Genomic DNA, 12,195 nt, shown 5'->3' with positions numbered 1-12,195 from the left:
GCTAGCTTGGACAGTGGAAAGAGTAGTGAAGACGCCAATACGCTTAGCTTTACTCTTATCGCAGTCCGTCGTGTTAGGCGCGATCTCAATGTTGGTCCTTGGGGTTGCATGCTAGTCTTTCGACTCCGCTTTCGCGACGAGGCTATATACAACGGATTCCACTTTTTCGTGTCGGTCGAATATCTCGTCGATGTTCTCTGGGAACTCCACCCCCTCATCAAAATTGCCTCCAAGAAGCGCGTCTGTAACTGAAGCGAATCCGTCTACAGATATTGCATCGTGGTGCATGCCACGGCCTCTTGGATTCGTCAAAATGTAGAAGCCCCAACTCACTACTTTAGTTGTGCCGGCTTTCATTTGCTCGTCGATGAATGGGCCCCAGATTTCGGGTTCGACCCTGTAGTAGTCGCGGCTTTTCGCCTTCGAATAGTTAACTCGAACCGCTTGTGCATCGCCCGAGTGAAAGTGGGACAGATTTCGATACATCAAATTGTCCTTAACCGTGCTGATCTTATTAACCCGCATCTCTGATTCCGAGGCATCTGGAAACAAGCTTTTTAGAGTTTTACGGTATGAATGAGTCATAGCGAACTGCTCCGGGGTGAAAACCGAAACGACTACGAAGTTATGGCCTTTGTTTAAGTCGAAACCTCCAACTTTTCTCCATACCGACCAAGCCGTAAGGCTTCCGTCGGTGATGTGTTTCTCTGCAACGGCTTTCCAGTAGGTTGATTCTCGATTCGCGTAGTCTTGCATATGATCCGCTGGTACATGTCTCCGCGTTATCATTACGATGTTTTGGGCGAAAGTCTCGAGGAGAGGCGTGATTGCTAGGAACAGGATGGGTAGGATTTTCAGTTTTTTCATACAGTTGGTGGTTAGTGGTTTTTCCGAGGGATGTTGAAGATAGAGAGGGCGAGCGGCTATGGTTGATCTAGTTCAAGTCTGCGGTTTTTAAGGAGACTCCCCAAGGCAGGCCTTGATTTATCCAAGCCTTAAACGCATCGACTTCTGCCTGAGAGAGAGGTGGGTACTTTTCTCTTTTCGAAAGAGGCGGCATTTCCAAATCTTCGATTTGATCAGATATCATCCAAATTAGGTCGCTCTCTTCTGCTTGCCCTATGATCGCGACGGGCTCGAACGATTGTCCGCCTTCGAGGAAATTGTCCCGCTTTTCTACGTCGAAACCTCCTTTTAGTTTTTCTGCTTTGGAGCTGTGGCAACCATAGCAAGAGCGTTCCAAAATGGGTTGAATGTCGGTGTTGAAGGAGACATTCGGCCCATTTCTGTTTGCTTTGTTCGCAACCACTGTGGTGGGGCGGGATTTTGAATAGTTCTCTGGGACTTCAATGGAGGTCCAATCGATCGTGCCTATTGTATTCACTTTTTCCTGAGTCAGGAGGAGCGCTAAGATCGCCCAGGCAGTGCCGCCAGTGGAAATCCATTGATCTTTTCCGTGTGGGAATCCGCTCTCGAAATGCGGTTGGAAAGGCCAGGATCGGCTGCGTACGTACCAAGATCCATCGGCAAACTGTGTTCTCAGGAGAAATCTTATTCCACGTTGGTACGCTTCATGTGTGGTAGGGATACCCCCCGCTTCGTGTAAAGCGTACAAGGTGACGCCGGTCGCCCAAGAATCGCTCGGCCACTCTTCTAGTTGAGCCCAACCTCCGTCCACATTTTGTTTCTCCAATAGTTCATTTACTCGTTTGCGGAGTTTCTTTGGTTTTTCTCCCGATATTCCGAGTCCTAGTAATTGGAACGCCTGCTGGTTGACATCATCAGCTTGAGCTTGATGGAGATAGGTGCCGGCACGCTTGTAAATCTCATTCATACCGTTTCGAAATCCTGCGATCGGCCATTCTTTCATCGCCCACACTCCCAGGGCTGTTCCAACGATGGGGCCTCCTTCCATCGGAGGGCGTACGTCGTCCGCGGCCCAAGATCCGTTCAGCGTTTGCTTGTTCGCTAGATGACGTGCCATCGAGTCGATCAGTCTGTCTTTTGGATAACCGAGTGCTGACAGTCCTAACAAACCGTATCCAACTACCACTGACGGATTCGGTTGCGGCGCTATCATCTCATAGGCTTTCGCGATCCGGTTGTGGTTAGACCAGTATATTACTTGGTCTTGTACTTGCCGAGCAATCGAGGTTTTATCCAACTCGAATCCTCGCTCCATGGCGGCCCCAAAGGCAATTGCTGGCAAGGTCTGCTGATGGCAGGAAACGCACTGTTGTTTTTGGACTATCCCTGCGTTTAGATAGCCATCTGAAGTTCGCTGCAGTATATCGATCCCATTTGTAATTGATTTACGGATATATGTATCTCGCTTGTGAGAATCACTCGGGATCTGATTGTTAGGGATCTGCTTTTTCTTCTTTTTCTTGGTTCCGGGTTCTGCACCAGCATTTAGCAGGACCTTTTCTAGATCTTTGTTGTTTCTAAGCCGTGCCCAATCAAGGGCGGTTTCGCCAAGTGCCGAGGATATATTCGGGTCGGCTCCTTTGTGTAACATTAATTCTGCTACGCTTGAATCGCCTGCAATATTGTAGGCGGCCCAGAGCAATGTGGGAGTTTCATCAGGGCCTCGCGGCGCGCGTGTCGTGAGATCAACTCCTTGCTCTATGAGGAACTTCGCCATCTCCGGCTTTTGTCCGTACAGGGCTGCGTTGAGGGCGTTCCCGGAGAATTGATCTGGCGCGTTTATATCGGCCCCAGCGTCTAAGAGCGTTTTCACTATGTCAGCGTACCCCCTCCAGGCGGGATCAATGACGTTGGTTGCGGGGACTCCAGAGGCGAGCAGTAGTCTGACCGATTCTAGGTCTCCATTTGATGCAGCTGCGTCTAGCGGAGACCTCTCAGGGGTAAGAAGGGGATCGGCTCCTTGTTCAAGTAAGAGCTTAATGACTTCGTTTGATTGGGCGTTTTCAACAGCAGCTAAAATCGGAGTCGTACCAAAATCGGTCTGGTGATTTGGATTAGCACCATGTTCGAGAAGGAGTCGAACTGCTTTCGCGTTACCGACTGCGTAGATAAGCGGTGTTGCCTTCGAGTTGTTTTGAGGATCGACCTTGGATCCGCTTTTCAGAAGCGTTTTGATGAGCTGGGGCTGTTGATTTAGCGCAGCCCAATGGAGAGCGGTGTTGCCGAATTCATCGCGTGCGTTGATATTCGTACGACTATCAACAAGTGCTCGAGCAAGGGAGTAATCACCATCTCTGATCGCTTTGATGACTGAGGCCGAGGAAACGTTCAGGATAAGGCAAGTGAGGATTGATAGAGTCGCTAGCGGCTTAGAAGACAATGGTAGACGTGACGGGCACATGACGGGGATCGAGCTGAGGTTCGGATTTGGACCAACGTCTAACTGGTTCGCGTACCCTCAATCGTGGGGGCGTCGGATCGATAGAGGGTGAGCTTTTGCCGCTTTGTATCGAAATCGATTTCGTATCCATTTTGTCGTGTATCCAGCGAGTAGCGTCGGCGTTCGTTCGGTATGATTTCGATTTTGGGGAAGAAAGCGTCGATTTCGGCATAGAGGGTTGTGCCTTCACGCGTGATCGAAATGTATTTAAGCGTACCGCTTTCCTCTAGTTGGTAACGTCCTACGTATTGCTCGAGAGAGTCTGTTGTACTGTTTGCTGATTCAGCTGCTTGCAGGTGCAGATCAAGATGGTAGATCGCTTCCTTTGGTGAGTCTTGGGCAACGAGAATTAGCTTCTTCTGTTCTTTCTTGCTTAGAGCCTGAAAAATACTGTCGGTCTCGTTGAGCGCCTCGCCGGGAAAATAGCACTGCGTTACGAGTTCGTGGTAGCCTCGCTTTGCGACTCTAAAGTGTATGTGTGGAGGGCGGCGTGGGCTGTTCTCGCCGCGTTCTGGATTCAACGGGTAGGCGCCTGGTTTTATGGTTTTGAAACCGTAGTAACCATCCTGGTCGGTTGTGGTCTGACCCCAACTTTGGAAATTTGGATCTAGAGGAGCTGGGTTCGTGTCTTTTTCGTGGCTGTAGCGCCCAGCGGCGTTTGCTTGCCAGACCTCCACCATGACGCCTGCAAGCGGTTCGCAGTTTTGGTCGAGTATCCGACCGCGCACATTGACGACTTTGCCTTTGGCTCGTTTTTTGCGGCCTTTAACTCGGGTGAGGTCGACGTCTTTGTCCTCTTGTTCGTGAATCGGATAGAAAGGACCTTCGGTTTGTTTTGGAGAAACGGTACAGTCCGTTGTATCTCCTTTTCCGATACTGAGAGTGCTTGCTACGGTTCCTGCAGTAACTCCGAGACTGGTGCGGAGCATGGTACGACGATTGATTTTTGGGTCAGTTGACATGGCTCGATTTCCTGTTTTGAGAGGAGCTATGGTTCGTTTCTTTTATGATCCTGTCTCGCAGCGGCAGATGTTACGCTAATATCGCATTTGTTGTGCCAACCTATTGCTCTAAATAATCGAGCCTCGATGGTTACTCTCTCTTCGTGATAAGAGAGGTCTCGGGCACGTCAGGATGAAACCGACTCTGTTCCGATTTCGAAACGCTTGGGTTCCAGAAATGGAATGTGGGTGTTGCCAGACCTTGAGGGGCATCATTCTCCGAACGAAGGGTCGCGATAAAATGAGAGGTGGATTAAACAGCTTAGGGTAAGTTAGCTGATAAATTGCGAAACAGACCTCGGTTGAGGAAAAAGGCTGGGGAAACCAGCCTTGGTGGGTTGTTCGGGTAAACAAAACGTTACGGGGATCTGTCTGATGGTCAATGCTAAGATGCATTGTTGTGCATCGCTTAGCTTTGCACGACGCTATTTGTGGTTGGACATCCGCGTGGGACTTTGCTCTCGTCTTATAATGTGCGTGGCGGACAATCTATCCGCTAATACCGCGAAACGAATCCCAACCCTATAGCTTGTTATGTCTATTGCCTTTATTGTAATTGTTGTCCTGATACTTCTGGTCTTGGTCGTTATGTACAACGGTCTTGTTGGAAAGAAGAACCAGGTTGAGAACGCCTTTGCTGGCATGGATACGATGCTGAAAAAGCGTTATGACTTAATCCCGAACCTGGTCGCTACGGTGAAGCAATACGCGTCGCATGAAGAAGGGACCCTGACCAAGGTGACTGAACTCCGGGCGAAAGCGATCGGAGGTGGGCTGTCTGCAGATGAGCGGATTGATCTCGATAATCAAATTTCCAAAGCGATGGGTGGCATCATGGTGGCGGTCGAGAATTACCCGGAACTTAAGGCCAACGAGAATTTTCTTCAGCTGCAGCGTTCACTGAATGAAGTAGAGGAGCAGATTTCCGCGTCACGTAGAGCTTACAATGCTTCGGTGACGAGCTATAACAACGCGATCGAGATGTTTCCTTCCAACATGATGGCGAACGCGATGAATTATAAGAGGAAGGCAGTGTTCGAGATTCCGGAGGTAGAGCGTGCTAATGTGGATGTAGGCAAGTTGTTTGGGAGCTAGTAGTTTCGCTTTACAAAATCAAGTGAACGTATGAGCTACGCGGATACGAAGGAGTCATTCGAAGCGCAGATTCAGCCCGTTTTGGAGCGTTTCGAAGAGCGTCGGCGTCAAGTCTTGAAGAAGGCTGCAATAGGTGCTGGCGCGGTTGTGGGGATTGCGGCTCTCGCTGCTGTAATGCTGGCGGCGAACGGGCAGGGGGATGCGCTCGCATTTGTGGCGATTGCGGGTGTTGTTATCGCAGGGATCGTGTTTGCTTCGATAACGGGGCCATTCAAGCGAGCGTTCAAACAGGAGGTCGTGGGGGCGGTGGTATCTGCCTACGATGATAGCTTTGTGTATGGAGCGGGTTCTGGGGTTAGAAAGAGCACCTTCAAGGCGAGTGAGTTGTTCCAGAAGGGAATTGATCGCTACCGGGTGGAGGATCATGTACGTGGGAAGCTGGACAAGACGGAGTTCGAGTTTTCGGAGCTGCATGCGGAGTACAAAACGACTAGCGGCAGCGGCAAAAATCGGAAGACGAGCTGGCATACCATCTTCAAGGGCGTATTTTTCGTGGCCGATTTCAACAAGGATTTCTCATCCCGTACGATCGTGCTGCCGGACACTGCCGAAAAGATGTTTGGTTTTCTTGGGCGGAAATTGCAGGACTGGAATTTTGCTAGGCCCGATGTGATTCGGCTCGAAGACCCGGTGTTTGAGCGGGAGTTTTGCGTCTACGGGGATGATCAGGTGGAGGCCCGTTATATCTTGTCTCCTGCTTTGATGGAACGAATCGTTAGGCTGAAACGTAAATTCGGTGATCAAATCTACATCTCGTTTTTGTATTCAAAAATCTACATAGCGATCAGTAGCACAAAGAACCGCTTCGAGCCGAAAATGTTTGGCCCGGTCGATATGGCTTTGGTTCGCGAGTTTAAAGAGGACCTCGATCTGGTGCTTGGGGTGATCGAAGATCTGAATTTGAACAATCGGGTTTGGACCAAGGAATAGGGCGAGCGGCTACTTGAAAACGATCTCTGCCTCTGGGGTTGGAGTGTAAGTAGCGGTATGTCCAGGGGTCCAGCTGCCGTCTTCGCTTTGGTATTCAGATTTTACTGTCATCTTTTCCGGGGTGAAACTGCCAGAAGAGCGAACGGCTACAATTCCGTTGGCGGCGCCAGTGACTTCTTCAAAGGCGGTGAATACGCCATCTTGAAGTTTGAAGGTGCCAGTGGTCATGAATCCTTGAGTGGTGAAGTAGTGGTAGACGATTCTTTGTTTTTCTTCGTCCCACCGATAGATCGTTTCGCCTCCGTAGGCTCCATTGTTTAAGGAATGTACGGAACGAATGGCTTGGCCGTTGAGAATGCGTTCGTTTCGGACCACGTCTATGACTGGCTTGTCGGGAGTGGATTGGGCGAATTCTCCTGAGTAGGTGATGCCAAGAATGGGGCGGAAGGGCTCGAGTTTCGGGTGAAGTGTGGCCTCGTTAGCGGAAAGGGAGGTAGAAAATAAAAGGAGAAGGGCAAGTTGTAGAGTTTGCTTCATCGTCTGACGGGGGTTGTGGCAACGATGGAGCGTTGCCTTCCTATTGGTATGGCGTGGCGCGTTGGGCGGTCTCGATATCTTTCACGGTAGCGGGAAGATAGTCGATCCAAGAAAAGGGGACTCCAGCGTAGAAAGGGATCTCCTGGTGGTTGTAGCGGCGAATCGTGTGCGAGAGCATACGCCATTGAGTCGATGCTTTGCGGAGGTGCCTGACGGCTTCTTGTTGCTGGCTCTTGTCTCCGCTGAGACGGTAGCGCTCGAGGGACACGCCGCCGCGAATTTGGTTGGCGAAGTATTTGGCGTACCAGTACCAGCATTCGATATCTGCGAGTTCTGCTGACAAGGTTGGATTGCTTGGTGCAGTTCGTTTGATTTCGTCGACGAGCAACATGGATTTTCTCGCGTCGGCGTAGAGCACGTCCGCTAGCTGGAGTGGGCTGATCTGTGTCCCTGTTGTCGTTTCGCCGCCGTGCGTCCAGTCCTTGATGCTGACATAGCGATTGGCGTCGAGGACTGGGCGGTTTATGAGGCGATCTATGCTGATGAACTCCGGGGGTACAGGTTCGTCCCATGTGACGTGCCCCTCAGTGTAAAGTGAGAGGTCGTTTCGTCCTTGGTAGAAGGAGGCGAATCGGAGAGGTGTTTGGCTGGCGAGTCTCCAAGCCTGCAGGAGGCGTTTTCCGGTGTCTGATCCAAAGCGATGTGATAGCTCCTTCTCAAAGACGGTGTCAGGTGTTGTGGAATCATACAGGAGGCGTCCCCAGCATTTCCAGAGCAGCCATTGGCGCTCGTATTGCCAGGTCCATGTCTTGTGAGGTCCGGAGCGAGTAGTATTGTCGAAGGCGGGAATGTGGATTTCCGAACCGACGATATAGCCTCCTACATAGGGTTTAACGGCTGTTTCGAGGTGCTCGCGGATGAAATCTGGCTGACCCCAGCGTAGGACGTGGAAGTCTTCGTTGCGTACGGTCCAAATGATATTCGCTTCTTCTGGTTCTGGATTCCAGTATGCATCCGAGAGCGGACCTCCGTGCACCATGAAAAGGTCCGGCGAGGAATGCCCGTGACTCCAGTTGTATTTGAAAGATACATACGTGGTGTCGATGATGTTGTCGAGGCTCTCGATTTGGGCACGGGTTTTGCGGTCGTTTTCGGCGCTGGTTGAAGGCGATGAGGTTTTGTTGGCGGACAAAGGGGCTCGATAGAGAAACTTTATCTTTCGCGAGGCGTCCTCGATGCCAGCGAAGAACGTTTGGTCGAGCCAGGTGCGGCGTTGATCTGCGTCCATGCTGCCCATGAATTCGCCAAGCGTGATTCCGAGCCCGGTCAGGTTGGGGTATTCGTCGATGACTTGGGTAACGACTTGGCGGGTGTAGCGGATGACGAGCTCGTGCTCGGCGTCTGACTGGTCGTCGACCTTGGCCCCGTAGTGCTGCCAGGTTTCGCTCCACTCGGCGATGTTGTGCGCTCGGGCGAACTCGGGTGACACGAAAGTGTTCCAATTTACTAGATAGGTTTCAATACCTCGCTCTTTGGCCATAGCGAAGATGCCCTTCCAAAGGGAACGCCATTCTTCCATTTCGGTGTCGGACCAAGGAGACGCCTCTGGGAAGTTCTTGGGTCGTACCATGTAGTGGAAAGGGTGAAGACTCCACAGGGTGAGGGTATTGAAGTGATTGGCCGCCATCATATCGAGGAAGTCTTCCCAGAAGGAGAGATCGCGACAGGTCTCGTAGTTGGACTGTAGCCCCTCTCCCGTGCGGTAGGACATGAAGGGCAGATTGAATTTAATGGCGCGAAACGGAAGGGTGGGCTCGTTGCTCGAGGATCTCAATTCGTTTGCAGGGCGATTCTGGCATAGAAGCTCGGCGTATTGAAGAACTCCGTACATGGCACCTCGCGAGTCGGAGGCGATGATTTTGCTGCTTCCTTTCTCGTGAGTGACTCTGAAGCGTTCTGGCGGGATTTCCGAGAATGAGGAGTCTTGGATTTCGACAATGAGCTCTTCTCCTGAGCTTCGATGATTGCGTGGCGTTGACTTGAGCTGGGAACTTAGAACCGATAAGGCGTAGTCGATCTGCTGGTTGCCTTTAGGGGCGCTAATAGAGAGCTCTTGGCTGTGGATTTTCGTCAGAGAGAAAACGGTGGCTAGAACGAATATGCTGCGGAGAAGTCTGTGCATGGGGTCAATTACGGCTGCTTTCACAGTCGCGTATTTTTGCACAGGATCTTATCGGCGATCTACGACACGTGAAGGGCGAACTCTATAGGAAATCTTTCAGATTTCGTTGATTTTGTCACATCTAGGGGGCTAGAGGAAGGTGTGAGGTAAGGGGAGCTGGAAGAGCTGTTACTTGATGCGTTTCACGGGGCAGGTTTGGCGGTAGCCCTCGATGCGGATTCGATAGCCGCCAAGCGACTTGAAAATGGTGACTTTCGGGTTTTCGGACGGTGAGTATTTTTGCACTTCGCGGATTCGCTGCATCCAGACTTGGCCGTTCTCGAGCTTGAAGGTTGTGCTGCCGTACCAGCCGCTAAAAGTGCCTTGAAGACGGGATTCGATCTTCTTGGGGGCTTTCTTGGTGTCGACGGTCACTTGCTCCTTGCCGTAGAGGTCGTCAGCGGAGCGAGAAGCCGTTTGTGTGGGGCTTGGTTTTGGAGCGGACGCAGCGGGTTGGACTGGGGGAGGTTGCGGCGCTGCTTGGCTTGTGGATGCTGTAGCTGCGTTGGGTTCGCTGGTGACGGGGGGCGAGGGCGCTCGGGTCAGGAGTTGGTTGAGAGTGGCGAGTTCTTCGGGAGTGAGTTTGTGCAGGCCGGCTGCTTTGAATTCCTCTTCGCTTAGCTGGTCCGTAGGTGCTTGGGCTTGAAGGGGAAGGACGGGGAGAATTACGAGAGCGAGCAGGAGTCGGATAGGTGTCATGGAACAGGAGAATGAGTGGTTGGGCGGGAATGGTGAAGGGAGAATTCACGGCTTATGCAGTGATTGCCCGAGAATTTTCGAAAAAACTTAGACGAAGGGTAGCGAGGGTGGCGTATTGGGGGTAGAAATTGCTCGAGACTAGAGACCTTGAACGAAACCACATTACAGGACTGGGAAGCCCTCTATGACGAGCGCTCCGGAAAAATGCTGCTTTTTGCCAAACAGTTTGTTGGATGCGTGGCCACCGCTGAGGATGTGGTCCAGGAGGGATTTCTGCGTTTCTGGAAGAGTCGAATGTCTCACCCGGAAGAGAAGCGGGAGTCGCACCTTTATGGCTGCGTGCGTTGGGCTGCTTTGGATTATCTAAGGCGGACCAAGCGTGCTCGAGTCAGGGAGGAAAACTACTCGGCGGACGAAGCGGCACTTACGGGAAGCCAGGAGAGTTTCGAGTGTCCAGTAGAGAACCAGGAGACGGCAGCGTTGCTGGAGGCGTCGCTCGCGAAGTTGCCTCCCGAGCAACGCGAGGTGGTCGTGTTGAAAGTTTGGGCGGAGCTGACCTTGCAGGAGATTGGAGATTCGTTGGGGATTTCGCCAAATACAGCGGCCTCCCGCTACCGCTACGCGTTGGAGGCCTTGAGGAGAGAAGTGAGGATTTTTGATTATGCAGATTGAATCGAAAGATTTTGAGAAACGTTTGCGCGGAATGGAACCGAAGCGTCCTAGCAGCTTTCTAAAAGCGCGGATCGCGGCAGATATAGAGGCTCTCGAAAGGGAAACAGGAAAGACAGATGAGTCGCAGGCTGAGCGTGGCTCGAGGGGGAAGATAGTATGGGGAACCACTTTTACGGCTTTGGTCTCAGCAATGGCGGCGGTTTGGGCGGTGCTCTTGGTACTAGATCACCGTTCCGGACCGCCGCGAATCGCTGATGAAGCCGGAGGCGCCCTAGCTTTTACTGAAAGCTCTGAATCTGCGACCTTTGAAGTGGCCGCCCACCCGATCGAACGCTACGCGACGCTAGTGGGAGCGGAGCCCAGTCCCGTTTACTACTTGGAGGACGGTAAGCCCGTGCAGCGTGTCGCGCTCCGTTATCTGGATACGGAGGTATGGGAGATGGAAGAGGGCGAAGGTACCTATACGGTGAAAACCTATCGCAACGAGATTCGCGTGATTCCCGCCCAGTCTTTTTAGAATGCGAATTGTGTATTGAAACAGAACCTACGAATTTATGAGAGAAAGTGGAATTATGAAGCGTGTTAAATTAGGATTGGTGGCCTTGCTGGCATTGGCGACTTGGCCGGCTGTTCATGCAGGGGAAGAAGGCACTTACGGCTATTTGGGAGTATATATCGAAAGCGTGCCGGAGATTTTGAGTGATCACTTGGGATTGGAACCCGGAGTCGGAGTGGTCGTTGAAGGGCTTGTATCGGGTGGGCCAGCCGAGTCTTCGGGGCTGCAGAAAGGCGACATCATCATGAAGTTTGACGACCAGCTTTTGATCGGCACGAAGCAGGCTGTAACACTTGTTAAAATCAGCGAGCCAGGGAGCGAGCATGAGCTTTCGATCATCCGTAAGGGAGAAAAGGAGACACTCAGCGTGACATTGGGAAGTAAGAAGAAGGAGAAAAAGAAGAAGATCGAACAGAGTCGTCTTGCTCCTGCTGCGCCTGTGCCTCCCCGAGTTCAGGAATTATCTCGCGAGCATGCTATGAGGGCTTTGCGTGAACTCGAGCTTGAGGATGGCAACCGAATCGTAGTGGTAGGGGACGGAGGAGAGTTCGATCTCGAGCGCAGCATGGAGCTCAACGAGGAAATCGAGCACATGGTTCAGCGAGTGCAGATGGCTGTAAAGGACATCGAAGGAGTAAATGTGCCCACAATTGTGTTACACGATGACGAACGCGTTTTCGAGTTTTGCGGGGATGATGGGATGAGCTACACGGTTAAGGAAGTAGATGGCGAAAAATCGGTGAAGATCATAGACGCGGAAGGAAACGAGACTTACAACGGACCGATGACAGATGAAGCGAAGGAAATGCTTCCGGAAAACGTGCTCAAGGAAGTGAATCGTATCCAGAAAATGGTTCGCATCGAGACGATGGCTGCTCCGATTTGGGTCAAGGATCACCCGCATCAAGAGTCTTTCTAGAGCGCTTCAGCTAGGACCTTTTTTAATGAGCTCAAAGCTGGCAGTCACCCATCTTTTGGGTTCATCGCTATTTTGCGGGGAGAGTTTTCCTCCTTACGAAATCTACTGAATGAAGCGGCCTTGTGCCGCGATCTTAAT

At 51.7% G+C, this 12,195-nt stretch carries 11 protein-coding genes; 5 read left to right on the top strand and 6 right to left on the bottom strand.

What is annotated here, in order from left to right:
• Nucleotides 1-111 precede the first annotated feature (111 nt).
• The 3 genes from JIN87_RS18225 to JIN87_RS18215 all read right to left on the bottom strand — a co-directional run bounded on the left by JIN87_RS18225 (nt 112) and on the right by JIN87_RS18215 (nt 4,329).
• The gene (locus JIN87_RS18225; protein WP_200357038.1) at nt 112-867 is read right to left on the bottom strand and encodes a hypothetical protein; all 756 of its coding nucleotides are present in this window, start codon (nt 865-867) and stop codon (nt 112-114) included.
• 67 nt (nt 868-934) lie between these two features.
• On the bottom strand, nt 935-3,328 hold the full coding sequence (locus tag JIN87_RS18220) for an ankyrin repeat domain-containing protein (RefSeq protein WP_200357037.1): 2,394 nt from the start codon (nt 3,326-3,328) through the stop codon (nt 935-937).
• A 38-nt stretch (nt 3,329-3,366) separates the two neighbouring features.
• Nucleotides 3,367-4,329 (bottom strand): dioxygenase family protein, encoded by a 963-nt coding sequence (locus JIN87_RS18215; RefSeq protein WP_200357036.1) that lies wholly within the window; start codon nt 4,327-4,329, stop codon nt 3,367-3,369.
• 573 nt (nt 4,330-4,902) lie between these two features.
• On the opposite strand from JIN87_RS18215, the gene JIN87_RS18210 reads away from it, so the two are divergent.
• Together JIN87_RS18210 and JIN87_RS18205 are read left to right on the top strand one after the other, a co-directional pair.
• On the top strand, nt 4,903-5,463 hold the full coding sequence (locus JIN87_RS18210) for a LemA family protein (RefSeq protein ID WP_200357035.1): 561 nt from the start codon (nt 4,903-4,905) through the stop codon (nt 5,461-5,463).
• 30 nt (nt 5,464-5,493) lie between these two features.
• Nucleotides 5,494-6,453 (top strand): DUF3137 domain-containing protein, encoded by a 960-nt coding sequence (locus JIN87_RS18205; RefSeq protein WP_200357034.1) that lies wholly within the window; start codon nt 5,494-5,496, stop codon nt 6,451-6,453.
• A 9-nt stretch (nt 6,454-6,462) separates the two neighbouring features.
• Here JIN87_RS18205 and JIN87_RS18200 read toward each other — a convergent pair whose 3' ends face one another.
• The 3 genes from JIN87_RS18200 to JIN87_RS18190 all read right to left on the bottom strand — a co-directional run bounded on the left by JIN87_RS18200 (nt 6,463) and on the right by JIN87_RS18190 (nt 9,910).
• Complete coding sequence (locus JIN87_RS18200; RefSeq protein WP_200357033.1) at nt 6,463-6,990, bottom strand: hypothetical protein; 528 nt, start codon at nt 6,988-6,990, stop codon at nt 6,463-6,465.
• Between the two features lie 40 nt (nt 6,991-7,030).
• Nucleotides 7,031-9,172, bottom strand: coding sequence for a hypothetical protein (locus tag JIN87_RS18195; protein WP_200357032.1), 2,142 nt, complete (start codon nt 9,170-9,172; stop codon nt 7,031-7,033).
• 168 nt (nt 9,173-9,340) lie between these two features.
• Complete coding sequence (locus tag JIN87_RS18190; protein WP_200357031.1) at nt 9,341-9,910, bottom strand: hypothetical protein; 570 nt, start codon at nt 9,908-9,910, stop codon at nt 9,341-9,343.
• Nucleotides 9,911-10,057: 147 nt separating this feature from the next.
• Between JIN87_RS18190 and JIN87_RS18185 the strand changes: the two genes are divergently transcribed.
• Genes JIN87_RS18185 through JIN87_RS18175 form a run of 3 tightly spaced genes read left to right on the top strand, consistent with a single transcriptional unit; the run spans nt 10,058 to nt 12,057 of the window.
• On the top strand, nt 10,058-10,582 hold the full coding sequence (locus JIN87_RS18185) for an RNA polymerase sigma factor (protein WP_200357030.1): 525 nt from the start codon (nt 10,058-10,060) through the stop codon (nt 10,580-10,582).
• Complete coding sequence (locus JIN87_RS18180; protein ID WP_200357029.1) at nt 10,572-11,099, top strand: hypothetical protein; 528 nt, start codon at nt 10,572-10,574, stop codon at nt 11,097-11,099. The genes JIN87_RS18185 and JIN87_RS18180 overlap by 11 nt, the downstream gene beginning before the upstream one ends.
• Nucleotides 11,100-11,154: 55 nt before the next feature.
• Nucleotides 11,155-12,057: a PDZ domain-containing protein gene (locus JIN87_RS18175; RefSeq protein WP_200357028.1), complete on the top strand. Its 903-nt coding sequence runs from the start codon at nt 11,155-11,157 to the stop codon at nt 12,055-12,057.
• The last annotated feature ends 138 nt before the right edge of the window (nt 12,058-12,195 follow it).

It is taken from the genome of Pelagicoccus mobilis, from assembly GCF_016595505.1.
Classification (GTDB): domain Bacteria; phylum Verrucomicrobiota; class Verrucomicrobiia; order Opitutales; family Opitutaceae; genus Pelagicoccus; species Pelagicoccus mobilis.
Note: the sequence above shows the minus strand (reverse complement) of the source record. Positions and strands in the feature narration are given on the sequence as shown.

Excerpts from the sequence above, each read along its gene's own strand:
- JIN87_RS18200 (WP_200357033.1), bottom strand. The coding sequence starts at position 6,990 with ATGAAGCAAACTCTACAACTTGCCCTTCTCCTTTTATTTTCTACCTCC.
- JIN87_RS18220 (WP_200357037.1), bottom strand. The coding sequence starts at position 3,328 with ATGTGCCCGTCACGTCTACCATTGTCTTCTAAGCCGCTAGCGACTCTA.
- JIN87_RS18215 (WP_200357036.1), bottom strand. The coding sequence starts at position 4,329 with ATGTCAACTGACCCAAAAATCAATCGTCGTACCATGCTCCGCACCAGT.
- JIN87_RS18225 (WP_200357038.1), bottom strand. The coding sequence starts at position 867 with ATGAAAAAACTGAAAATCCTACCCATCCTGTTCCTAGCAATCACGCCT.
- JIN87_RS18195 (WP_200357032.1), bottom strand. The coding sequence starts at position 9,172 with ATGCACAGACTTCTCCGCAGCATATTCGTTCTAGCCACCGTTTTCTCT.
- JIN87_RS18205 (WP_200357034.1), top strand. The coding sequence starts at position 5,494 with ATGAGCTACGCGGATACGAAGGAGTCATTCGAAGCGCAGATTCAGCCC.
- JIN87_RS18180 (WP_200357029.1), top strand. The coding sequence starts at position 10,572 with ATGCAGATTGAATCGAAAGATTTTGAGAAACGTTTGCGCGGAATGGAA.
- JIN87_RS18210 (WP_200357035.1), top strand. The coding sequence starts at position 4,903 with ATGTCTATTGCCTTTATTGTAATTGTTGTCCTGATACTTCTGGTCTTG.
- JIN87_RS18190 (WP_200357031.1), bottom strand. The coding sequence starts at position 9,910 with ATGACACCTATCCGACTCCTGCTCGCTCTCGTAATTCTCCCCGTCCTT.
- JIN87_RS18175 (WP_200357028.1), top strand. The coding sequence starts at position 11,155 with ATGAAGCGTGTTAAATTAGGATTGGTGGCCTTGCTGGCATTGGCGACT.